Source organism: Pseudomonas lactucae, from assembly GCF_016937615.1.
Taxonomy (GTDB): Bacteria; Pseudomonadota; Gammaproteobacteria; order Pseudomonadales; family Pseudomonadaceae; genus Aquipseudomonas; species Aquipseudomonas lactucae.
Genome location: NZ_JAFHKI010000163.1, coordinates 20,998 through 43,245, shown reverse-complemented (window position 1 = coordinate 43,245; position 22,248 = coordinate 20,998). Strand labels below are relative to the sequence as shown.

Here is a 22,248-nt window from a genome sequence, read left to right as displayed (position 1 = left end):
TCTGGTCCATCCTCCTTTGACACAGAAATATGATTCTAAAGGCCGCTCTGGTCTTTTTCCGATGAGACGTAGGTCAGCGTTAGGTCGTCAGCTGGGCCAGTTCTGCATCAACGGCAGTGCCCAGAGCTGACACAGACGTGCATCAGTTATAGTTGCGACAGCTTTAATTCTCAAGCGCGTTGGTATCTGCAGGCTTCTTGGGAGGTTGCGACAGTTTTGCGCGATTCTTGTGACGGCTGGAGGCCGCGAGTTTTGGGGGCTGGCTAAGACAGCTTTAATTCTCAAAATTCACCCGCGTTGGACCTCCAGACGCCCACGCAAGGACGCGACAGTGATGACACCTCCTTTTTCCCAACTCGGCGAGCGTTTGCACAATCGTCGATTTGCGGTCGCCAACAACACCCACGGGTTATCCGGTGCCGGCACGGTGTTTCACTACCTTGTCGAGGGTGACGCCATTTCCAGTACCTACCAGGGCGGTCGAATTCGCCTGGGCACGCAAGTCGGACGCGTAACCGGCGCCGATACCCTCGAGCTGCTTTTCCAGTGCCTGACGCTGGACGGTGAACTGTTGTCCGGTTGGTCGCGGGGCACGGTGGCTGTGGATAAGTCTGGGCGTACTCGCCTGAGTTTTGTCTGGGGTTGGTTGTCGGGTGCGGCAGGGGGTGGGGAGTCGAGCTACATAGAGGTTGTTGAGAACAACCGCCATACTTAAGGCACAAACTCCACCCGCAGCCCCCGACTCGCACTGCGCCCCTGATCATCACTGACCCGCAACCGATACTCCCCGGACTTGCCCGGACGCCAGTTCAGCGTGGTTTGCGGCGGGCCCTGGCCGATCAATGTCTGGTCGGCGAACCAGTACAGGGTCGCCGCATCGCTGGCGGCGTTGGCGTTCAGCGGGATGCTTTCCTGGGGCTGGGACAGGCGTAGCTGGTAGCTCACCTGAGTCAGCGGTGAGCGGATTTGCGGTGCTTCGCTCTGGTCGCTGATGCGGTTGGGCTGGCAATTTTTCATCACGTTGGGCGGTGTGCGGCGGGGCAGGCCGGCGGCGCGGTACAGACGTTGTACGTCGCTGGGCCAGAATTCGAATACTTCTTCGCGGTTGTACTGCGCATCGTACGGCGGGCACGCCGCCTTGCCGGTGCGGGTGTCGATCAGTACCGGGCGGTGCAGGTTGGACACACGAATCGGTGAGACGCCAGGGATGTACCACGTCTTGCGGGTTTGCGGGCACCAGCGGTTGGGCAGTTCGCCGGAGGCCGCGCAAATGTCGATGCGCACCAGCCCGGCGGGCGGCTTATCGGCTTTGACGGCGACGTTGGGTAAAGCCAGCGGCAGGGCGTCGGCGATGCGGAAGAACAGCGGCGCGGCGGTCTTGGCGCCGATAAACGTCGGATTCGGCCGGCCATCGAAATTACCCACCCACACCACCAGCACATAGGGGCCGACCAGGCCCGCGCTCCATGCATCGTGAAAGCCCCACGAGGTGCCGGTTTTCCACGCGACGCGCCAATGTCGGCTGGGCAGGCCATCCGGGCGTGGGTTACGGCGCAGCATGTCGCGCACCATAAACGCCGCCTGGGGCGTGAGCAGTTGCGCGCCGGTAGAGGGCGTTTGTTCCTGTAGATAACGTAATGGCCGCAGGTGCCCGTCGCCGGCCAGCATCACATACAGCCGCGCCAGCTCCTCCGGCGTCATCTCGCCGCCGCCGAGCGCCAGGGCCAGGCCGTAATGGCTTTCGTCGCGCATTCCTTTGATACCGGCCCGTTGCAACAACCCATACAGCGAAGGCGATTTAACCTGGCTGGCCAGCCACACCGCCGGGATATTGCGGCTACGGATCAATGCGTCGCGTGCAGTCAGCGGCCCGACAAAACTGCCGTCGAAATTTTCCGGCTGGAAGTAGCCGAAGTTACTCGGCAGGTCTTTGAGGATACTCATGGGATGGATCACCCCCTGGTCCAGCGCCAACCCATACAGAAACGGTTTAAGCGTTGAACCTGGAGACCGTCGCGACAGCACGCCATTGACCTGCCCGTGGATGCCTGTGGATAAGTAATCGGCCGAGCCCACCAGCGCCTTGACGCTCTGGTCGCGGCTGTCGACCAGAATCGCCGTGGCGTTTTCCACCCCGGTGCTGCGCCGCTCGGCAACAAAGCCTGTGATCAGCCGTTCGAGCAACTGCTGCAAGGGCAGGTTAAGCGTGCTGTTCAATTCATTGCCGGCCTGGGACGCCAGCAGTTGTTCGCTCAGGTGCGGCGCCAGAAACGGGATTTGCTGGCGGTTGCGCGCCTCCAGCGGCAGGTCCAGCAGACTGTCATTGCGCGGGTCTTGTGGATAAGTCTCGCGCCAGTCATTCATCAGTCGCAGCCGCGCGGTTTGCAGTGAAGGGCCGAAGCGCGCGCGCCGTCCCGGCTGTTGCGGAATCACCGCCAGGGCCAGGGCCTCGGACAACGACAACTGCGCCGACGACTTGCCAAAGTAGATGCGGCTGGCCGCCTCGGCGCCTTCGATATTGCCGCCCATGGGTGCCAGGTTCAGGTAGGCCTCAAGGATGTCGTGCTTGCTGTAGCGCGCCTCCAGCCACAGCGCCAACGCCATCTGCTGCACTTTGCCGGGGATCTGGCGGGTGTTCAGGTCCCACAGGCGTCGCGCCAGTTGCATGCTCAAGGTCGATCCGCCCTGGCGTTGGCCGCCGCTGTAAGTGGCCATGGCCGCACGCAGCAACGCTGCAGGATTGACCCCCGGGTGCCAGTAGAAATTGCGGTCTTCCTTGAGCAACAGCGCCTGGACCAATGACGGCGAAATCCGCTCCAGCGGTAGCCACAGGCGGTATTGGCCGTCATCCGCGAGGGTCATGCGTAACAGCGAGCCGTCGTCAGCCAGCACCACCCTGGAGGAGGTGACGGTTTGTTCCAGCGGCGCATGGGGCCAACACCGCAACCCCGCCAGCACCGCCGCTGCTGCCAGCAGCGGTGTCAGGCGTTTAAGGCTTGGTAATTTCAAGCTGGCCTACTTTACCGCGCCCTTGCAGGGTGGTTTCGTACATGCCTTCGGCATAGGCCGGTGGCGTATTGAACGTCCCTGCGTTGGTAGCGCGCACGCGGTATACGAAAGTGCCTACATCGCGCAGTGCGGTGCCGTACAGCACCACGCGGTCGTCACGCACATCCACGTAGTCCGGTTGCCAGTTGCTCAGCTCGGTTTCACCGATGGGCGCCTGCCAGGTGTCGACTTCTTCGTCGCTGGCTTCCACGTACTCGGATTCCTCGCCTTCACCTTCGCTTTCCTCGCTGTTGGCGGCTTGCGGTTCCGGCTCCGGCGGCAAGTTATACACAGGCTCGACGCCACCGGGCAGCAGGTCGACAACCGCCACTTGCTGCACCTGGTCACGGTCGGTAGCGCGCAGACGCAGGCGTACCAGGAACTCATCGCCCACTGCAACTTTGCTCACCGGCTCACCCTTGAGGTCGAGGTATTCGTGGATGATCTCCAGGCCATTGTTGATGGCCTTGAGCTTGGCACCCTTATCGAAACCGGCTTCGCTGAGCATGTAGAACGCCGCTGGGCCGTCGGATTTTTCCATCACCAACTTTTGCGTAGTGCCTGGTACGGCGGCGCGGGGCGGCTGGCCGGCCATTTCCAGCAGTTGTTGCTGTTTGTCGCCCAGCCAGGCGGTAGCCTTGAGGGTCATATCGCTTTGCGCACGCTGGCCATAGTTGTCCAGGGCGCGCAGCAACAGGGCCGCCGACAGCGAGTTGTAGCGTTGCTCATTGAGACGCTTGCCGAGTTTATCCAGCAGCGCCGTGGGCACGTCGTCCATCAGCTCAGGGAAGTGGCGCGCCAACAGGTGCAAGTGTTCGGCGTCGTGCACCAGCGGGTCGTAGTACAGGCCGTCGCTGTCCCACTTATCCACCAGCGAACGCCAAGGGATTTTGCGGAACAGGGTATCGGCCTGGCGATCCTGCTTGAGCAGCTTGTAACTGGCGGCCAGGTAAGCGGCACCCAGGTCGTTCTGCCAACTGTCCTTGAAGTAGCTTTCGTAGCGTTCGCGAATATCGCTCAAGGCGCCGCTTACCAGAATCCCCTGACGGCTCAGCAAGTAACTGGCGTAGGCGCGGTTGCGCAGTTCCGACAAGCCTTCGCTCGGGCCGTTGGCCAGGTCGGTCAGATAGGTATTGGCGCGCACCAGCAGGTCTTCCGGTACCGGCAGCCCGCGTTCCTTGGCTTCAATCAGGAAGTCGGTGGCGTACAGGCTGGCGTACGGCGCCACATCCGGGTTGGCCGCCCACAAACCGAAACCGCCGGCCTGGTTCTGGCGTTGGCGCAGCATGCGCACCGCGCCGGCGAAGGCTTGTTCGGCCTCGGGTGCGGTGCCGCCCCAGATCAACGCCGGCATGGCCTTGGACACCAATTGCTCGGTGCACGCGTAGCCGTAGTCATCCAGGTAGTGCTTGAGGCCGTTGGCCCATACCAGCGGCGAAGCGGCCACGCCCAACTGTACGTCGCGCAGTTGACTGAACAGCTCACGCGTCGGTTTAAGCTCTTTGCTGGCGCTATCGAAACGGCCCAGGCTCAGGGCCACGCGGTGTTCGCTCAGGGGGCGGATCGAGGTGGTTTCAGCCACCTGGATGCGCTTGCCACCCGGCAATACCGCGACAAATCGCAGGTCTGCCGAGCCGAGGGTGTCGCCGACCTTGATCTTGAACTCGGCAGTGCCTTCCTTGCGCGGTTGCAGCGACAGGGTGCTGCCCTTGTCGCCCTGCACCACAAGGCCGGCGCTGGTCTGCACTTCAAACTTCACATCCGCCGCCGCGTCGAGGTTACTGAACACCCCGGCGCTGACATTGAACACATCCCCCGGTGCGACGAAGGCCGGTACGTTCGGCGTGATCACGATGGGCCCACGCACGTCGGTGGTGGCCTCGCTGACGCCCACGCTGTCGGTATCCACCGCCACCGCAAACAGGTGCAACTTGCCGTTGAAGCTGTCCGGCACCTGGTAATGCAGCACGGTTTCACCGGCCGGCAAATCCACCAGCCCGGACCACCACGCCACTGGCGGTTGATGTTTACGTTTGAACGGGTTGAGGTGGTTGGCCAGTGCGCCTTCCGTATCGCCACCGGGCGCCGCCCCACTGAGAAGGCGGGAGAATTCCGGCAGGATCAGGTCAAGGATCTGACTGGTACCCACCTCCAACGCACGTTTCTGGAAGAAGAAGCCCAATGGGTCCGGCGTCTGGTAGCGCGCCACCTGCAGGATGCCCTCGTCCACGGCGTACACCACTGCGCGGCCCGGTCGGTCGGCGTTGACCTTGATATCCAGGGTCTGCCCCGGTTCGATCTTCGCCGGGCCTTCGACCTTCAGCGCCATGCGTCGCGCATCCAGGTTGATGCTGAACGGCACCACGCCGTAGGACAGCGGGCTCATGTAGACCTCGGCCGAGCCGATGTCGCGCACGAACTGCACGTTGACGTAGGCATTGCCCTCAAGCCCGGCCGGCACGCGGATGTGTTGCACGCTGTTGGTGCTGTCGGCCTTGAACCACTGCTGGGTGTAGACCTTGTCGCGCTCGATGGTGATCAAGCCCGCGCCGGTATACGGCGCGCGGATGCTGATGGCGATCTCGTCACCGGTGGCGTAGCTGCGTTTATCCAGGCGCAGTTGCAACTCGGCGTTGCGTTCCAGCGAGCGCGAAGTATTGCCGCGCCCGGCCACGCTGTAGTCGATCTGGTTGAGCAGGTTGCCGTTGGCGTCCTTCAGTTGCAGGGTGAAATCCCCCGGCGTGCCGGTGTTCAGGCTCTGCTTGGCGCCCTCTTTGGTCATCACCAGCGGTGAGGCCGGTTGGCTGATGTTCTTGATGCGCGATTCGTACTTGTAGGTGCCGTTGGATTGCTTCACCAGCACCGACACATATCGGTGTTCGACCACTTCGCTGGTCAGGCCGTCCACCGCCAACGGTGTGAGGTCCGGTGCGACGGCGAGCCAGTGCACCTGGCGCGGGGCGTCCTTGGCGACGTACGACAGCGAATCCTGACTTTTCACACCCACCAGGTAGGGCGCGGACGACACCAGCAACGCACTTTGCGCGGCCACGTTGCGCCCACCTTCGGCCTCGTACACCTGGGTCATCACTTGCAGGCGATAGGTGCTGTTGGCAAAACGTTGCAGGTTGAGGTCGAGCACGGCCTGGCCGTTATCGTCGACAGTGGTTTCGGCCAGGTCTTCGGTGCTGGCGTCTTCCAGCGAGTCATTGAGACGGAAACGGTAATCGGGGTAGCGGTCGAAAGCCGCGAGCGTCGGGCTCAGGGCCATCTTCGCGGTCACGCGACGACCTGCCCCCGGGGCGCCGAACAGGTGCATCGCAGTGACTTTGGCCACCACCTGGTCCGGTGGAATCCAGCCCTGCACCGGTGTGTCGTGCAGGCTCAGGCTGACTTTCATACGGTCCGGCTCAAAGTCGCGGACCTTGAAGCTGACACTGCCCAGGTCGGTGCGGGTCTGCTTCTGGCCAATCAGTTGCAAGGTTGCGGTGTATTCCCCGGCGGGGCTGACTTCGCTGCTCGGGAAATCAAAGGTCTCAAAACCGCTGGTCGACAGCTTCAGCGGTTGACGGATCACTTCCAGGCCGCGTGGGTCGGTGATTTGCAACTCCACAGGCAGGCCTTGCAAGGCGCCTTTCCAGTTGCCGCTGCGCACGATCATGCCCAAGTGCGCGGTTTCGCCGGGCCGGTACAGGCCACGGTCGGTAAACAGGTAGGCACTGAGGCGATCAATCGCGCCGTCTTCTTCCAAACCGCCTACATCGAAGCGCGACAAATCCAGTTGCTGGGACTGACGGGCAATCGGCAGGAACGACTGGTCATTGCCGCGGCTGACCACATACATCAGCGGCGTTTTCTCGCGGCGCAGTTCGTCCAGCTTGGCGAAATGCACGTGGCCTTCGCCGTCGGTGTGCCCACTGCTTACGGGCAGACCGTTGCGACCAATGATGTCGACCTGGGCGTCGGCCACCGGCGAACCGTTGCCGATGGACTGCACATACACATCGTGGCTGCCATCACTGGAACGCTTGGCAATGATGCCGAGGTCGGTCACCACGATAAACCGCAGGTCGCTGGTACTGCTGCGATCGTAGTCGAAGGTGCGCTCGGCCGGTTCATCCTGTGGGCTGAGCTTGAGCACAAAAATACCGCGCCGGCCGCCGTTGGCGGTGAGGTAGTGGCTCAGGTCCACGTTGTCGTAGACGGTTTTGGCCGGGTCGTTGGACGACAGCGGGATGTCCAACGTCTGACGCTCAACCATGCGATCGAAGTATTCATTGCCGAAGTTCGGCCGGGCAAAGCTGCCGCTGCTCTGGTCCACCAGATGTTGCAACTGGTTGGGCAACAGACGGGCGATTTCCACGTGAGCGCCGGGCACACCACGGGCCATGAAGCCCAGGCGTTTTTCGCCATTGAGGCTGAGCAATGCGCCGTCAGACAAGAACTGCAACGTGCGCGGATACGCCGGCATGCTCACCAGCGACGCCGTAGGATTCTTCGCCAGATACCCACCAATGGCTTCCAGGTTGGCGGGCACGCGCACATACAGCGCGCGGCCGGCCGGTGCCTTGAATTTGAAGGCGTGCAGGGTGTTCAGCGGTTCGACGCTGGGCACGTGGGTCAGCGTGACCTTGGCGCTGCGGGCCAGCAAGGCGTCGTCGATCTCGTTGGTGTTATAGGGGCGGGTGTCGTCCTGGGCTTTTTCCGGCAGCAGCCAGGCTTGCACCTTACCGGCGATGGTCTCATCGGCCACGGCGCTGGAGCTGCTGAACATCAACACCGGCTCGGGCTCGCCGCGCTCGTTGTCCACAAAGCTGACTTCGGCGCCAGTAAAGGTCAGGCGATAGCGGCCGGGCACGGTAACTTCCGCCACCAACGGCGCGGTGCTGGCATTGCCACCGTCACGCGCCTTGATGCCTTCATCGAGTTTGGCGCTGACCGGGGTACTTTCCAGCGGCGTGGCCAGGGCGGCGGAGCGTACGTAGGCGTTGAGTTTTTTCTCGTCGAAGGTGATTTCCGGACGGTTGGGCAGCTGGGCGTCGCGGTAGGCCAAGCCTTTGCCGAGGGTCACCGTTACGCGTTTGCGTAGGTTGTCTTCATCTACCGGGTGGGAAAAATGGAAGGTTGCAACAAGCTGTTTCAGCGTCGGATTGGACGGGTCTTGGTACAGCTCGTTTTGCGCCAGGGTGGCGCGGAACGGCTGGGTGGAAAATTGCGTGCTGTATTGGTCGAGCAACACACCATCGGCGAGCAGGTTTTTCTTCGCCAGGTCGAGGGTGTAATGGGCGTCGATGGGCCAGTCTTTTTCCGGCACGAACAACAGGCTGCGGTCATCCGCCCAGCGCCAGGTACCGGCAACCTCGGGTTTGAGGGTAATGCCCTCGGTCACCGGTTTGCCGATGGCCGCCAGTGGGGCCACGGATTCGGCGAAGCGCACCTGCAAGTTATCCACAACCGGGGTTGGCTGGGTGTAGTCGGTCAGGTTCGGTTTATGCAGCGAATAACTCGCGGTGTGCGGCTTCGGCAGGTTGGAATACCAGTGCCAGCCGTAGAAACCCGCAGCGGCGAGCAGCACGAGGCCGAGCACCCCGGCACCGGTCTGGCGCGGGTAAGCACGGGCTTTACCCCCCAGGTTCGCCACGCCACGGCCGACGGCGCGCAGCCATTGCGGCGGCTGCCATTGTCCGAAAACGGCCCTCGCCACGGTCAGAAACACACCGACAACACGACGGCTGATGGCTTTGAGCGAATCGAACATGGTGAGCATCCCTGGCTAAGTGCGGCGTATCTTACACGCGTCTTTGCTACAAAAGATGTCGTCGATACGCTGTATTGCTAGGCGTGTTGCACAAAAGTGAGACGCACCGCAAAACCGATCAAAAGGCTGCCGAATAACCACTGCTGGATACGCTGTGCCGAGCGATTGCGCGCCAGCCACTGGCCCATACGCGCACCGGCCAGGGCATAGCCGCAGTCGAAGATAAAACCCACGCCCACCAGGATCATGCCTAGCAAGGCGAACTGCGCCGCCACCGAGCCGCCTTGGGGGTTGATGAACTGCGGCAGCAACACCGAACAGAACAACAGCGCCTTGGGGTTGAGCAGGTTGGTCAGCAGGCCGCGTTGTAGCGCAGTGCGCCAGGCCTTTGTCGCGGGCATACCCTGTGCCGGATCAAGGGTCGGCAACATGGGCGCGCGCAGGCACTGAACACCCAGCCACAATAAGTACGCGGCGCCACACAGGCGCACCACATCGAAGGTCCAGGGTGCCACCTTGAACAGGGTCGCCAGGCCCATGGCCGCCAATGCCACATGGCATGCCCGGGCGATGCCCAAACCGATCGCCGTGGTCAGCGCCAAGGCCTTGCCCTGGCGCGCGCCGGTTTGCAGCAGCAGGATCATGTCCGGTCCTGGCAGCAGGTATGCCACCGACAGCGCCATGAAGAACAACCAGAGCTCTTTCATCCCCACCCCCCCTTTTGATTTCTCGGCTAATTCTAGGGCGGGAAGGCAGGGCAGGTGCTTGCGTAATCAACCATAAAACTGTCTAGTCTTGGCACTGTCTGCCACTTAATAGCTAATTGGTCATTCACTTATGCCAAATCTGAAACTTGATGCTTTTGACCGCAGAATTCTGGAAGCCCTGCAACGAGATGGCCGCCTGAGCAATGTGCAACTGGCCGACGAAATCGGCCTGTCGGCGTCACCCTGCCTGCGCCGTGTTCGCCTGTTGGAAGAGGCCGGGGTGATCCGCGGCTACCAGGCCACCCTCGACCGCGATGAAGTGGGGCTGGGCATGATGGTGTTCGTGGGAGTGAAGGTGGAGCGGCATAACGACACCGAAGCGAATGCCTTCCGCGAGGCGGTGAGCGCATTACCGGAAGTGATCTCGGCGTTTCTGGTGTCGGGGGAGTCGGATTTTCTGTTGCAGGTGGTGGTGCCGGATCTGCGCGGGTATGAGCGGTTTGTGACCGGCAGTTTGTTGAAGCTGCCGGGGGTGCGTGACATTCGCAGCAATTTTGCGATTCAGACGGTGAAAACCCCAGGGGCGTTGCCGCTGGGGCATTTGCCGGGCTAGGTAAAAAGTTAAGGGCGAACACTGTATTTTGTGGCGACGGAGCTTGCTCCCGTTGGACTGCGCAGCAGTCACAGCTTTTTCAACACAAAGAGCTGGGGCCGCTTCGCGGCCCAACGGGAGCAAGCTCCCTCGCCACAGGGTTATTGCGGGTTCATGCAGTCCAGCGAGCGGTCCACCATGACCTTGGCCATCTCGACCAGATGACCGGCAGCCTGCCGGGAGTCGAGTAACTGCTCGGCGCAGTGCAGCGGTTTTGGGGCGGTGTGGGTCAGGTCCACCAGTACCGCACCAGATGAAAGAAAATCGGTGCCGCAAAACACACCGAATCCAGCCGATCCAGCATGCCGCCGTGCCCTTCGATCATATGGCCCCAGTCTTTGACCCCCCGATCACGCTTGATTGCCGACATCACAATCCCACCGGCAAACCCCAGCAGGTTGATCAGCAGTGCAATCAGAAACGACTGCCACGGGTTGAACGGCGTGGTCCACCACAGCGCCGCGCCTATCAGCGATGACAGCAAAATCCCGCCGACAAAGCCTTCCACGGTTTTGGAGGGTGACAAGTTGGGTGCGATCTTGTGTTTGCCGAACAGCTTGCCGCACACGTACTGCAGCACGTCCGACAGCTGCACCACGATCACCAGGTAGGCAATCAACAGCAGGTTGCGCCCTTCGTAGCCGGGGATGTCCAGGGTCAGCAGCGCCGGCACGAACGACACGCAGAACACCGCGATCATCAGGCCCCATTGCACCTTGGAGGCGCGCTCCAGGAAGTGCGTGCTGTCGCCGCCCAACGAGGCGAGGATGGGTAGCAGCAAAAACACGTACACCGGGATGAAGATCGAGAACAGCCCGTACCAATCGGAATAAATCAGCAGATATTGCAGCGGTAGCGCCAGGTAGAACGCGGCCACCAGCGCCGGGTAGTCGCTGCGACGGGTGGGGGTGAGGGTGAGGAATTCGCGCAGGGCGTAGAACGACACCGCGTAGAACAGCAGAATCACCGCGCCGGTGCCGAGCCAGAAGGCGATGCCGATCACCACCACCATGACCCACCAGGCGTTGATGCGCGCGTTGAGGTTGTCGATCACCGCATTTGGCGTGCCACGGGTGCGCAGTTTGAGGATCAGGCCGATCAGCGAGGCCAGCACGAGGATCGCGCCGATCCCGCCGAATAACATCAGGGTTTGGCTATCCATGTCAGGAATGCTCCGGGGCGAGGGCGAGCAGGGCGTCGCGGGTGCGGGCGAGGAACAGCGCCTTGTCTTCACCGTCTTCCAGTTGCAGCGGCGCGCCGAAGCTGGTGGTGCACAGCAGCGGCAGCGGCAAGACGCGGCCCTTGGGCATGACCCGGTTGAGGTTGGCGATCCACACCGGGATCAGTTCGGCTTGTGGGTAACTTTTAGCCAAGTGATACAAACCGCTCTTGAACGGCAGCAAGCCGTCCTCCAGATTGCGCGTGCCTTCGGGGAAGATGATCAGCGAATCGCCACCCTCCAGTGCGGCGAGCATCGGCTGCAGAGGGTTATCCACAGGCTCCTTGCGCTCGCGATCAATCAGCACGCCGTTGAACACGCGGTTGATGATGTAGCGACGCAGCGCGCTTTTGTTCCAGTAATCGCTGCCGGCCACCGGGCGCGTGAATTTGCGCAGGTTTTGCGGCAGCGAGGCCCACAGCAGCACGAAGTCGCCGTGGCTGCTGTGGTTGGCGAAGTAGATGCGCTGCACCGGCACTGGCGCGCAACCCAGCCACAGGCTGCGGGCACCGGTGACAGTGCGGGCCATGGAGGTTATCAGCGTGGCAACCACAGGTTCGAACATGGTGATTCCTTATCCGGCAAAAGGCAGCCAAGGGCTGGCGAGGATCACACCCAGGGTCAGCAGCGCTTGCGCACCGAGCAGCCAGGCTTGTTTGCGCAGCAGTTTGAGCGCACCGCGACGCCGTTCAGTCCAGGGCCGGCCGGCACGTTTGGGCGATTGCAGGCCGAGGGTCTGCAGGGCCTGGTCGAGGTCTGCGGTGCGCGCGATATCGCGTGCCAGCAGGGCAAACAGGTCGGCATCGAAGGCCACGCGTAGCGCCCAGTACTTTTGCAGCAGCCCGAGGATAATCATCCACAGGCTGAGCAGCAGGCAGATCGGCGTGATGCTCGGCATCAGCAATTGCGCCAGGCCGAATATTACGCCGGCCACGGTCAGGCCTGTGGATAACTGATCCAGCGCGCGACCACGGCGCAACAGGCTGGCAACCACTTGGAGTTCCATATCAGCAAGCATGGGGCAGACCCTCCAATGCTTCACGGTGAGCGGGGTGCAGGACAACGTCGGTCCGCGCTGAACGAATGATAGTCAGCGCATCCTCCACCGTCGCAGCGCGCCCACTGTGCAACAGCCAGGCGGCCACGGCGGTGGCGCTGCGCGAGTAGCCAAGCGCGCAACACACCAGCAACGGCCCGCTTGCGCGCAAGCGTTCGATGGCCTCAGCCGCTTGCCGGCATTCGGCTGAAGTCGGCGCGATCAAATCCAGCACGGGGATACATTGATACGCTCGCGCTTGTGGATTAATCGGCAATTCGGCGCAGAGATCGACGATGGCACTGAACGAATCCTGCTCTCTAGAGGTAGGAATCCGCCCAAGCCAAACGTTATCCACAATCAGGTCCGGCTGTGGATGCTTGCGTGTCCACCACCGCGAATTGACCCATGCTGCCGCCAGGTAAGGCGCATACAGCCAGCGCGCAGCGGGCGTCAGCCGGCCATCGGCGCGTTTCTGGAAGCCCGCCGCGCCCAGTACGAAATAGTTCGCCTTGACCAAGCCCAGTGACACCGCCGGCCACAGTAGCCACAGCCATCCGCCGCCCAGGCTGAACGCCAGGATGATCAGCGCCAGCGCGCCCAACCCGTAGCGCGCCCCCAGCCGCCAGCGCTTAGAATCTCGGGTTAATCGCGCGTTCAGCAGCGGGCTTGGGTGTTCCATCGGCCATAACCACACACATAGCCAGCCGGCCAGGGCGCCTGTGGGTAAGTCGACAAAGTGATGTTGGTAAGTGGTCAGTACCGAAATACCGATCAGCGCGAACCAGCCATGTGCCAGCCATCGCCAGAAGCCTTGGGTGTGGCGTTGGAACATGACCCATAAAATCACCAGCAATGCGATATGCAGCGACGGCGCCTGGTTGAACGGCTTATCGAAGCCCGCCAACACGGCGAACAGCCAGCCAAACACGCCATCCAGTTCCGGCCGTTCGAAAGTGAAACGCAGCGGCCAGATCAGGAAGCAGCTCACCGCAATCACCTGCGCGCTCAGCAGGCGCAGGGCATGTTGCTTGAGTTCGTGGCGGGTGTTGGGCAGCAGCAGGGAGAAACCGTAGAGCAGGTCAATGGACCAGTAGGGCACGATGGTCCACGCCCAGAACGGCATATGGGTTTCCCAGCCGAACACCAGCGTGCCCACGTCGCTGCGCTGGCTGGTGACCCAGGTGGCAAAGCCATAGGTGCTGAAGAACAGCGGCGCCAACAGCAGCAGCCACAAGACCGCGGGCTTTAATAAACCGGGTTCGCGCATGCTCAGATCTTCTGCGCCAGGGACACGGTGAAGATGCCCCACTCATCCACGCGTTGGGTGATTTTGCGAAAGCCCGCAGCTTCGACCAACTGATCCATTTCCGCCTGGCTGCGACGGCGCATCACCCAGGCCTGGCCCTGGCGGTGGCTGGTGAGGGCGCGGGCGATCAGTTCCAGCTGCGGATGCCATGGCTGGCCGGTGTACACCAGGTAACCCCCCGGTTCGACCGCTTCGGCCAGGCCGGCCAGCGAACCGCCGACCATGCCGTTGTCGGCAAACAGCTCATACAGCCCGGACACCACGGCCAACGTCGGCTTGGGCTCCAGTGCCGCCAGGTCCAGGCGGTCGAATGCATCGCCTTTGACGAACTGTGCGATGTCCCCCAGGCCCTTTTCACGAATCAACGCGCCACCGTCGCGCACGTTGATATCGCTGTAGTCACGCAGCAGGATTGATTCCGGCAGCGGCGACACGCCCTGCAAGGCTTCCAGGATGTAGCGCCCGTGGCCGGCGGCGATGTCGACGATACGCACTTCACGATCATCCGCGCGCAGCTTGGCCATGGCCAGGCGCAGCAGTTCTTCGACGTTCAGCTTGCGCTGGCGAATGCCGCGCCAGCCGATGGAGTTGAGGTAGTTGGTGTCGATCATCCGCCCCAGCCCACCCTTGCCGGTGGGCGTGTTGCGGTACACGTAGTCGAGGGTACTGCCGGAGTCGAAACCGGTGTCGAAGCCCAGCTTTACGCCGTCCGACAGGTTCTTGCCCAGGCCCATGCTGGCGCGGGTCATGCGCCAGTACAGGTCGCGCAAGGAATTGCGCGGCAGTGGCGCGGCAAGGGATTCGGATTCGGCGCAGGTGGCGCCGAGTTTGTCGGCGTCCAGCAGCGAGGCGCGGTCCAGCGGGTGTGCGAAATTCTGCAGGATAAAGCGCCGGGCGCTGCTCACGGCCACGGCGCGGTCGCGTTCGCCGAGGGTGTCGTGGAAGAACCCGGGAAGGATGTGCAGTTCTTTTTTCAGGCTGCCGAGGCGGTCGAAAAATTGCTGCTGGGGTTTGCGGTGCACCACGAAGTCTGAGCCGGAGACGAGCAATTGGGTCGGCACCTGGATCGCCTGGGCATCGGCTACAACCCGATCGGCGGCTTCGTACAGGCCCAGCAGCACATTTACCGAAATCGCCTTGGTGATCAGTGGGTCGCTGTCGTAGGACGCCACGCGCTCCGGGTCATGGCTGAGGAACTTGGCCTTGACGTAGCTATTGACGAAAAAGTTGCCGCGGAACTTGCGCATCAGCGCCAGGCCCGGGCGGGCGAAGGGCACGTACAGCTTGACCTTGAACGCCGGGGAGGCGAGCACCAGCGCACGGATCCGGGGGGCGTAATCGTGCACCCAGGTGGCCGCAATCACTGCGCCAACGCTTTGCGCGATCACCGCGAAGTTTTCTTCCTCGATGCCATACGTGGCGCCGATATGGTCGCAGAAGGTCTGCACGTCCCGGGCGCTGGTGGCGAAGCTGGGGCTGTCACCGCGCTCGCCGGGGGACTGGCCATGGCCGCGGGCGTCCCAGGCGAAGAAATCGAATTGCGGCAGGTTCAGCTCATCGACCAGGTGGGCGATGCGCCCCGAGTGCTCGTGGCCGCGATGGAACAGCACGATGGCTTGGCGGGGCTCGCCATCCATTGAGGCGGTGGCTGGCCAATGCCGATAGAAAAGCTCGACGCCGTCATGGGTACTGAAGGTGTGCTGTTGCTGTTCGCGCATCGCAAAATCCTTATGCAGAAGGGGAGATGGATTGTTCTTCTTTGAGGCCCTGACGCACCCGGTTGACCAGGGTGTAAGCGAGCAGGGCGGCGACCAGCCACATCACCGTGTCGACCCAATTGGCACCGAGCCAGCCCAGCGCAACGCCGGTGGCCAGCACGCCGAGTACAAACGCGCGGTCACTCTTGCCCATCGGCCCGTCGTAGCGTCGCGAAGCGCCGACCATGGGGCCGAGCACGCCGGCGTATTCGCTGAATACCGCGAGCAGTGCCACCAGCAGTACCGGCGCAGGCTTACACCTGGAATCAACGCAAACGGCAGGATCAGTGCACTGTCGGCGATCACGTCGCACAGTTCATTGAGGTAGGCGCCCAGGCGCGACTGCTGGCCGAATTCCCGAGCGAGCATGCCGTCGATGGCGTTGAGGGCCATGCGCAGGATCATCCACAGCGGGATCAGCGCAAACAGCCATAAATGCTGGGCGAAGCTGGCGATGAGCAGGCCCACCAGCAGCGAAACCACCCCGGCCAGCACGGTGATCTGGTTGGCGGTGGTGCCGTTGTCGTAGAGGCGCTGCACGAGAGGCCGCAGCAGATTTTGAAAACGCGGTTTGAGCTGATAGATCGAAATCATGGGGGGTGACGCTTCCTTGTCCGTGGGCCCGCGAAAAGCTGGTTGGGAGTGTGCCGATTAAACGCAGCGTGCACCAGTGATGGCTCGTGTTTATGGGGGGTTAATCACGATTTCGAACGCGCACGGGAACAAATGTGGGAGGGCGCTTGTGATGTATTCACAAACAAAAATTTCACGCCGCGTGTTATATCGTAACGAACTGTGTATGAGCGGGCGTTGAGTCGATGCAAGTGGATCTAGAAGCGGACGGCGCTTCGGTGGAAGGCCTGCCGCGTTTTCAGCAGGGGCTGTTCCATGCTCGTCGGTTGCGCCAGGCCGGTATCAGCCTCACGGTGCTGGCCGTCGGTGGTTGGGTGTTGGCGCTGTTTGTCGCGCTGTTCGCACCGTTGTCGATCTGGCCGGTGATGCTGATCAACTGTGCGTCGGCCTTGCTGGTGTTGGTGGCCGGGTTGCAATCGGCCTGGTGGGTGGCGGACTGGCGCGCCCAGGCCTTGGAAGAGCCGACCGTTGAGTTGACCCCCCAGTTGGCTGAAGACACCAGCGCTTATGCGCGCCTCGTCGGGCGCCTGGGCAGCGGCTTGCTGGCGCAGATCGGCACGCCGGTGTTGTGGCTCGCGGGTTGGTCGCTGCTGGCGCTGGTCAGCATTATCGAATTCTGGAACCTGGCGCTGCCGGCTGCGGTGGTCGGCCAGTCAGCCAGTATCGGCGCGGCGTTGGCGTTGGCACTCGCATTTGGTTTGCTGGTGTTTGAACGGCGCCTGGCCCAGGAAACCGCCGCGCAATGGCCGGAAGCTTCGCAACTGGCACAGTTAAGCCGTGTGGCGATCATTTGCCTGCTGGTCAGTGCGGTTTGCCTGCTGTTTGCCGGTGCCGAATCGGTGTGGCCGTTGCGCCTGGCCGCGCTGATCGGCCTGCTACCCGCGCTGGTGGCGGTGGAGTTTCTGCTCAGGGCCGCATTGTCGCTGTTCAGCCCGCGCCAACCGCGCCTCGAACCGCGCCTGATGGCGCAGAGTTTTATCGCCGGGTTGCTGCGCTGGCCGCCTCAGCCGCTGCTGGCGTTGCAGCACGAATTGCATAACCGCTTCGGCATCGATCTGCGTCAGATCTGGGCCTTTACCTACATGCGCCGCGCCTTTCTGCCGGTGCTGCTGGTGGTGATGGCCGTGGGATGGGCGCTGACCGGCGTGCATGAAGTACCCCTGCAAGGCCGTGGGATTTATGAGCGCTTCGGCAAACCGGTGCAGGTGTTCGGCCCCGGCCTGCATGCCGGCTTGCCATGGCCGCTGGGTCGCGTCATCCCGGTGGAAAACGGCGTGGTGCATGAGCTGGCCACCAGCGTCAGCGAAGCCGCCGCGCCTGAGCTGGCCGCCGCCGAAGGCCCTCCGCCCGCCATCGCCAACCGCTTATGGGACGCCAGCCATGTGAATGACAAATCCCAGGTGATCGCCAGCAGCAGCGGCGACAAGCAGGGCTTCCAGATCGTCAATATGGACGTGCGTTTCGTCTACCGCATCGGCCTGACCGACCAGGCCGCGCTGGCCGCGATCTATCACAGCGCGAATGTGCCGAGCCTGATTCGCAGCACCGCCAGCCGCATCCTGGTCCACGATTTCGCCTCGCGCACCCTCGACGAATTGCTCGGTGAACAGCGCACCCTCCTGGCCGACGAGATCGGCCGCGCCGTGCAGGCCGACCTGCAAAAACTCGACAGCGGTGTGGAAATCCTTGCCACTGTGGTGGAGGCCATCCACCCACCCGCCGGTGCCGCCAATGCCTACCACGGCGTGCAAGCCGCGCAGATCGGCGCCCAAGCGCTGATCTCCCGCGAACGCGGCGCCGCCAGTGAGCAAACCAACCAGGCGTTGCTGCAAGCCAGCACCGCCCGCGACCAGGCCGTGGCCACCGCGCGCGAAGTGAATGCCGGCGCCCAGGCGGCGAAACCTGCGCTTTGCCGCCGAACAAAAAGCCTACGCCAGCGCGGGCCAGGCCTTCGTGCTGGAGCAATACCTTGGCCAACTGAGCCAAGGCCTGGCCCACGCCAAGCTGCTGATTCTGGATCACCGCCTGGGCGCCAACGGCGCACCGACGATCGATCTGCGTTCTTTTACCTTGCCGGCCGACCCCTCGGTGCCGCGTAAAGCCGTTCAATAAGGAGTCTGTCTGTTGAGCGCTCATTCTCACGATCACGGTCATCACCATCATCACGGCCACCATCACCATCATGGTGACGAACAGGCGGCCGGCCCCTTTCCGTGGCGGCGCATGGCCTGGGCGGTATTGCTGGTGCTGTTTGCGGTTGCGGCGGCCAGCCTGGTGCAGGTGCGTTCCGGCGAAGCCACGGTGATCACACGGTTCGGCAACCCCTCGCGGGTGCTGCTGGAGCCGGGCCTGGGCTGGCGCTGGCCGGCGCCGTTCGAAGCGGCGATCCCGGTGGACCTGCGCCTGCGCACCACCTCCAGCGGTTTGCAGGACGTGGGCACCCGCGATGGCCTGCGCATCATCGTGCAGGCCTACGTGGCGTGGCAGGTACAAGGCGATGCCGACAATGTTCAGCGCTTTATGCGGGCTGTGCAGAACCAGCCGGATGAAGCGGCGCGGCAGATTCGCACGTTTGTCGGCTCGGCGCTGGAAACCACGGCGGCCAGCTTCGACCTGTCCAGCCTGATCAATACCGACGCCAGCCAGGTGCGTATTGCCGATTTCGAGGCGCAGTTGCGCCAGCAGATCGATCAACAGCTACTCGCCACCTATGGCGTGCGCGTGGCCCAGGTCGGTATCGAACGCCTGACGTTGCCGTCGGTGACGCTCACCGCCACCGTCGACCGCATGCGGGCCGAGCGCGAGACCATCGCCACCGAACGCACCGCCGTGGGCAAGCGCGAAGCGGCGCAAATTCGCTCCGCCGCCGAGCGCGATGCGCGCATCGTGCAGGCCGACGCCACGGTGAAAGCCGCCGATATCGAAGCGCAATCGCGGGTCGAGGCGGCGCAGATCTACGGGCGGGCCTACGCCGGCAATCCGCAGTTGTATAACCTGCTGCGTTCGTTGGATACCTTGGGTACGGTGGTCACGCCGGGCACCAAAATTATCCTGCGCACCGACGCCGCGCCGTTCCGCGCGCTGGTGGATGGGCCCAAGGACGTCCAGCCATGACCGAGCGTGACAGCCCGGACAGCCCGTGGATCCAGGCCGGACGCCTGACATTCATGGCGCTCTACGCGGTGACGGTATTGGCGGCGTTGGCCTGGGCGTTTTCCAATGTGCGCCAGATCGACCCGCAGAACCGTGCCGTGGTGCTGCACTTTGGCGCCCTGGACCGCATCCAGAATGCCGGGCTTTTGTTGGCCTGGCCGCAACCGTTCGAGCAGGTGGTGCTGCTGCCGGCGGCTGACCGTGTGATCGAGCGGCGGGTGGAGAACCTGCTGCGTTCCGATGCCGCCATCCAGGCCGACCGCGTGGCCAGTTTTGCGACGCCGTTGAGCGATGCTCTGGCCGGCTCCGGTTACCTGCTGACCGGCGATGCCGGGGTGGTGCAACTGGATGTGCGGGTGTTCTACAAGGTCACGCAGCCGTATGCCTTTGTCTTGCAGGGCGATCACGTATTGCCGGCCCTGGACCGCTTGGTGACGCGCAGCGCCGTGGCCCTGACGGCGCGCGCGACCTGGACACGATCCTGGTTGCGCGCCCCGAGTTGATCGGCACTGACAACGGCGCCGCCGAGCGGCGCGAGCGTCTGCGTGGTGACTTGGTACAAGGCATCAATAAACGCCTGGCGGAACTGACTGCCAGCGGCTTGGGCCTGGGCATCGAAGTCACCCGCGTGGACGTGCAATCGAGTCTGCCGAGCCCGGCGGTGAACGCGTTCAATGCGGTGCTCACCGCCAGCCAGCAGGCTGACAAAGCGGTGGCCAACGCGCGTACCGACGCGGAAAAACTCACCCAGACTGCGACTCAGGCCGCCGACCGCCTGGTGCAGGTTGCCCATGCCCAGGCCAGCGAGCGCCTGGCCAACGCCCAGGCGCAAACCGCCACCGTCGCCAGCCTTGCCCAGGTCAAAGACCCTGGCTTGCTGTTGCGGCTGTACCGCGAGCGCCTGCCGAAGATTCTCGGCAGGCCGGCTCTGTGACCACGGTCGACCCTAAAGACGACTCCCGCTTGATCATCCAGGGAGCCGAGCAATGAGCGCACCCATGCTGACCTCCGCCGAGCAGCGCAGCGCCGCCCGGCAATTGACCCTGGCGATGTTGGCGCTGGGCTTGCTGGTACTGGGCCTGGCGTGGCGCTGGCTGGCGCCGGACCAGACGGGTGTCAGCCAGTTGCTGCTGGGCGTGGCGTCCTTGCTGGTGGCCGTGCCGGTGATGCGCTCGGCCTGGTTCAGCCTGCGGTTCCCCAGCCTGCATGGCATCACCGACCAACTGATCGCCCTGGCCATGCTCGGTGCCTGGGCCACGGGCGATCTGCTGACCGCTGCGTTGCTGCCGATCATCATGATCTTCGGCCATGTGCTGGAAGAGCGCAGCGTGATCGGTTCCCAGGAGGCGATCCATGCCCTGGGCAAACTGACCCGCAGCCACGCACGCTTGGTGCAGGCCGACGGCAGCATCGTCGAAGTGGACAACGGCACGCTGAACACCGGCGATATCGTCGAAGTGCGCGCCGGTGACCGCGTGCCGGCCGATGGCGTGGTGCTGTCCGGCCAGGCGAGCCTGGACACGGCGCCGATCACCGGTGAGTCGGTGCCGTTGGAAGCCAGCGTGGGTGTGCAGGTGTTTGGCGGTGCGATCAACCTCGACGGGCTGCTGCGTTTGCAAGTGACGCGCACAGGCAATGAGTCGACCCTGGGCAAAGTCATTGCGCTGATGCAGAACGCCGAACGTTCCAAGCCGCCGATCACTCGGCTGCTGGAACGCTATGCGGGCAGTTATATGGTGTTGGTATTGCTGCTGGCGGCGGTGACCTGGTTTGTGACTAACGACGCCCAGGCGATGCTCGCCGTGCTGGTGGCGGCGTGCCCGTGTGCGTTGGTGTTGTCGGCACCGGCCACGGCGATTGCCGGGATTGCCGTGGCGGCGCGCCACGGGATCCTGATTCGCAGCTCGGCGTTCCTTGAAGAACTGGCGGATTTGACCTCGCTGGTGGTCGACAAGACCGGCACCCTGACCTTTGGCACCCTGCGTTTGCAGTCCATCGAAACCTCGTTCACCGATCGCCAGGCGCTGCTCAACCTGGCGGCCAGCCTGGGTTCGGCCAGCAGCCACCCGGTCAGCCGTGCGTTGGCCGGGCTGGCGGCTCAGGAATACCTGCTGGCATTGACCGACATTCGCGAACGTCAGGGCCTCGGCGTGGTGGCGCAGACCGAGCGGGGCGAAGCGGCGCTGGGGCGGCCGGAGTTGTTCGAACAGTTGGGCATCGTCACCACCACGGTGCCAACCCATGACGGCCCGATTGCCGGGCTGGCGTTGAACGGGCAATTCCTTGCCTGGCTGTTGCTGGCCGACAGCGTCAAGCCGGAAGCGCGCCAGGCCCTGCAGGAACTGCGCGACCTGGGCCTGGGCCGCCAATTGCTGCTGACGGGCGACCGTCAAAGCGTGGCCGACAGCCTGGCGCTGGACGTCGGCATCAGTGATGTCGAAGCCCAGGCGTTGCCCGAGGACAAGCTCAACCGCGTGCTGGGGGAAATCGCCAGCGGTTTCCGGCCAATGGTGGTGGGCGACGGCATCAACGATTCCCTGGCGCTCAAGGCCGGTGTGGTGGGGGTGGCGATGGGCGCGGGCGGTGCGGATATCGCCCTGGCGTCGGCGGATGTGGTGTTGATCGGCAGCGACCTGCGCCGGCTGGGCACTGCGTGCGCTTGAGTCGCCAGTGCCGGCACACGTTGCAGGTCAACGTGATCATCGGTTTGGGGTGGACGTTGGCGATCGTGGTGTTTGCCGCATTCGGCTGGTTGGGCGCGGCTGGTGCGATGATTGCGGCGGTGTTGCACAACCTTAGTACGTTGTTGGTGCTGGGGAATGCCGGGCGTTTGCTGCGCTTCCAGGAGCCTCTGTTGAAGCTCGACGAATAAATTTCAGAAATATTTGTACAGGGCTGTAACGCCGGATGGGGGCCTCACTCTAGTGGTGTGTCGAGACTGAACAACCCGTTCAGACCGACACCCCTACCGATCAT

12 protein-coding genes and 4 pseudogenes are annotated in these 22,248 nt (G+C 63.2%); 6 read left to right on the top strand and 10 right to left on the bottom strand.

The genetic code is table 11. The features are described 5' to 3' along the window. Nucleotides 1–334: 334 nt before the first annotated feature. Nucleotides 335–715 carry an avidin-fold protein gene (locus tag JWR98_RS25515; protein ID WP_205491524.1) on the top strand — a complete coding sequence of 127 codons (381 nt, stop codon included), beginning with the start codon at nt 335–337 and terminating at the stop codon, nt 713–715. Here JWR98_RS25515 and pbpC read toward each other — a convergent pair. The 3 genes from pbpC to JWR98_RS25500 form a co-directional block, all read right to left on the bottom strand. Next, nucleotides 712–3,009, bottom strand: coding sequence for a penicillin-binding protein 1C (gene pbpC, locus JWR98_RS25510; protein ID WP_205491523.1), 2,298 nt, complete (start codon nt 3,007–3,009; stop codon nt 712–714). The two genes, JWR98_RS25515 and pbpC, sit on opposite strands and share 4 nt — an antisense overlap. Further along, nucleotides 2,990–8,806, bottom strand: coding sequence for an alpha-2-macroglobulin (locus tag JWR98_RS25505; protein ID WP_205491522.1), 5,817 nt, complete (start codon nt 8,804–8,806; stop codon nt 2,990–2,992). Before JWR98_RS25505 ends, pbpC begins: the two co-directional genes overlap by 20 nt. 77 nt (nt 8,807–8,883) lie before the next feature. After that, entirely contained in the window at nt 8,884–9,513 is a 630-nt protein-coding gene (locus tag JWR98_RS25500; RefSeq protein WP_078735317.1) for a LysE family translocator, read from the bottom strand. Between the two features lie 139 nt (nt 9,514–9,652). Between JWR98_RS25500 and JWR98_RS25495 the strand changes: the two genes are divergently transcribed. Next, a complete protein-coding gene (locus tag JWR98_RS25495; RefSeq protein ID WP_078735416.1) occupies nt 9,653–10,126 on the top strand; it encodes an Lrp/AsnC family transcriptional regulator in 474 nt (157 codons plus the stop codon). Nucleotides 10,127–10,266: 140 nt separating this feature from the next. Here the strand turns inward: JWR98_RS25495 and JWR98_RS25490 are convergent, their stop codons facing one another. The 7 genes and pseudogenes from JWR98_RS25490 to JWR98_RS25460 form a co-directional block, all read right to left on the bottom strand. Next, on the bottom strand, nt 10,267–10,404 hold the full coding sequence (locus tag JWR98_RS25490; RefSeq protein WP_179119979.1) for a hypothetical protein: 138 nt from the start codon (nt 10,402–10,404) through the stop codon (nt 10,267–10,269). After that, nucleotides 10,395–11,327 carry a phosphatidate cytidylyltransferase gene (locus tag JWR98_RS25485; protein WP_017528659.1) on the bottom strand — a complete coding sequence of 311 codons (933 nt, stop codon included), beginning with the start codon at nt 11,325–11,327 and terminating at the stop codon, nt 10,395–10,397. The genes JWR98_RS25490 and JWR98_RS25485 overlap by 10 nt, the downstream gene beginning before the upstream one ends. A gap of 1 nt (nt 11,328) precedes the next feature. After that, the gene (locus JWR98_RS25480; RefSeq protein WP_003177042.1) at nt 11,329–11,949 is read right to left on the bottom strand and encodes a lysophospholipid acyltransferase family protein; all 621 of its coding nucleotides are present in this window, start codon (nt 11,947–11,949) and stop codon (nt 11,329–11,331) included. Nucleotides 11,950–11,958: 9 nt separating this feature from the next. Then, nucleotides 11,959–12,402 carry a hypothetical protein gene (locus JWR98_RS25475; protein WP_205491520.1) on the bottom strand — a complete coding sequence of 148 codons (444 nt, stop codon included), beginning with the start codon at nt 12,400–12,402 and terminating at the stop codon, nt 11,959–11,961. Beyond that, the gene (locus tag JWR98_RS25470; protein ID WP_205491518.1) at nt 12,392–13,690 is read right to left on the bottom strand and encodes a phosphatase PAP2/dual specificity phosphatase family protein; all 1,299 of its coding nucleotides are present in this window, start codon (nt 13,688–13,690) and stop codon (nt 12,392–12,394) included. The genes JWR98_RS25475 and JWR98_RS25470 overlap by 11 nt, the downstream gene beginning before the upstream one ends. Before the next feature lie 2 nt (nt 13,691–13,692). Then, nucleotides 13,693–15,447 carry a bifunctional alpha/beta hydrolase/class I SAM-dependent methyltransferase gene (locus JWR98_RS25465; RefSeq protein ID WP_205491516.1) on the bottom strand — a complete coding sequence of 585 codons (1,755 nt, stop codon included), beginning with the start codon at nt 15,445–15,447 and terminating at the stop codon, nt 13,693–13,695. Nucleotides 15,448–15,457: 10 nt separating this feature from the next. Continuing rightward, nucleotides 15,458–16,080 (bottom strand): annotated as a pseudogene (locus tag JWR98_RS25460) (CDP-alcohol phosphatidyltransferase family protein). 224 nt (nt 16,081–16,304) lie between these two features. Here JWR98_RS25460 and hflK (JWR98_RS25455) point away from each other — a divergent pair. The 4 genes and pseudogenes from hflK (JWR98_RS25455) (at nt 16,305) to JWR98_RS25440 (ending at nt 22,144) form a co-directional block, all read left to right on the top strand. Then, a pseudogene (gene hflK, locus JWR98_RS25455) lies at nt 16,305–18,231 on the top strand (protease modulator HflK). Between the two features lie 9 nt (nt 18,232–18,240). After that, complete coding sequence (gene hflC, locus JWR98_RS25450; protein ID WP_179119982.1) at nt 18,241–19,233, top strand: protease modulator HflC; 993 nt, start codon at nt 18,241–18,243, stop codon at nt 19,231–19,233. Further along, nucleotides 19,230–20,262 (top strand): annotated as a pseudogene (gene hflK / locus JWR98_RS25445) (protease modulator HflK). Before hflC ends, hflK (JWR98_RS25445) begins: the two are co-directional and overlap by 4 nt. Further along, nucleotides 20,259–22,144, top strand: a pseudogene (locus JWR98_RS25440) (cation-translocating P-type ATPase). The pseudogenes hflK (JWR98_RS25445) and JWR98_RS25440 overlap by 4 nt, the downstream one beginning before the upstream one ends. Nucleotides 22,145–22,248: the final 104 nt, after the last annotated feature.

What these genes read in the sequence shown, in the direction of transcription:
- JWR98_RS25515 (WP_205491524.1), top strand. Translation starts at nt 335, where the DNA reads ATGACACCTCCTTTTTCCCAACTCGGCGAGCGTTTGCACAATCGTCGA.
- JWR98_RS25505 (WP_205491522.1), bottom strand. Translation starts at nt 8,806, where the DNA reads ATGTTCGATTCGCTCAAAGCCATCAGCCGTCGTGTTGTCGGTGTGTTT.
- JWR98_RS25500 (WP_078735317.1), bottom strand. Translation starts at nt 9,513, where the DNA reads ATGAAAGAGCTCTGGTTGTTCTTCATGGCGCTGTCGGTGGCATACCTG.
- JWR98_RS25485 (WP_017528659.1), bottom strand. Translation starts at nt 11,327, where the DNA reads ATGGATAGCCAAACCCTGATGTTATTCGGCGGGATCGGCGCGATCCTC.
- JWR98_RS25480 (WP_003177042.1), bottom strand. Translation starts at nt 11,949, where the DNA reads ATGTTCGAACCTGTGGTTGCCACGCTGATAACCTCCATGGCCCGCACT.
- JWR98_RS25475 (WP_205491520.1), bottom strand. Translation starts at nt 12,402, where the DNA reads ATGCTTGCTGATATGGAACTCCAAGTGGTTGCCAGCCTGTTGCGCCGT.
- JWR98_RS25470 (WP_205491518.1), bottom strand. Translation starts at nt 13,690, where the DNA reads ATGCGCGAACCCGGTTTATTAAAGCCCGCGGTCTTGTGGCTGCTGCTG.
- JWR98_RS25465 (WP_205491516.1), bottom strand. Translation starts at nt 15,447, where the DNA reads ATGCGCGAACAGCAACAGCACACCTTCAGTACCCATGACGGCGTCGAG.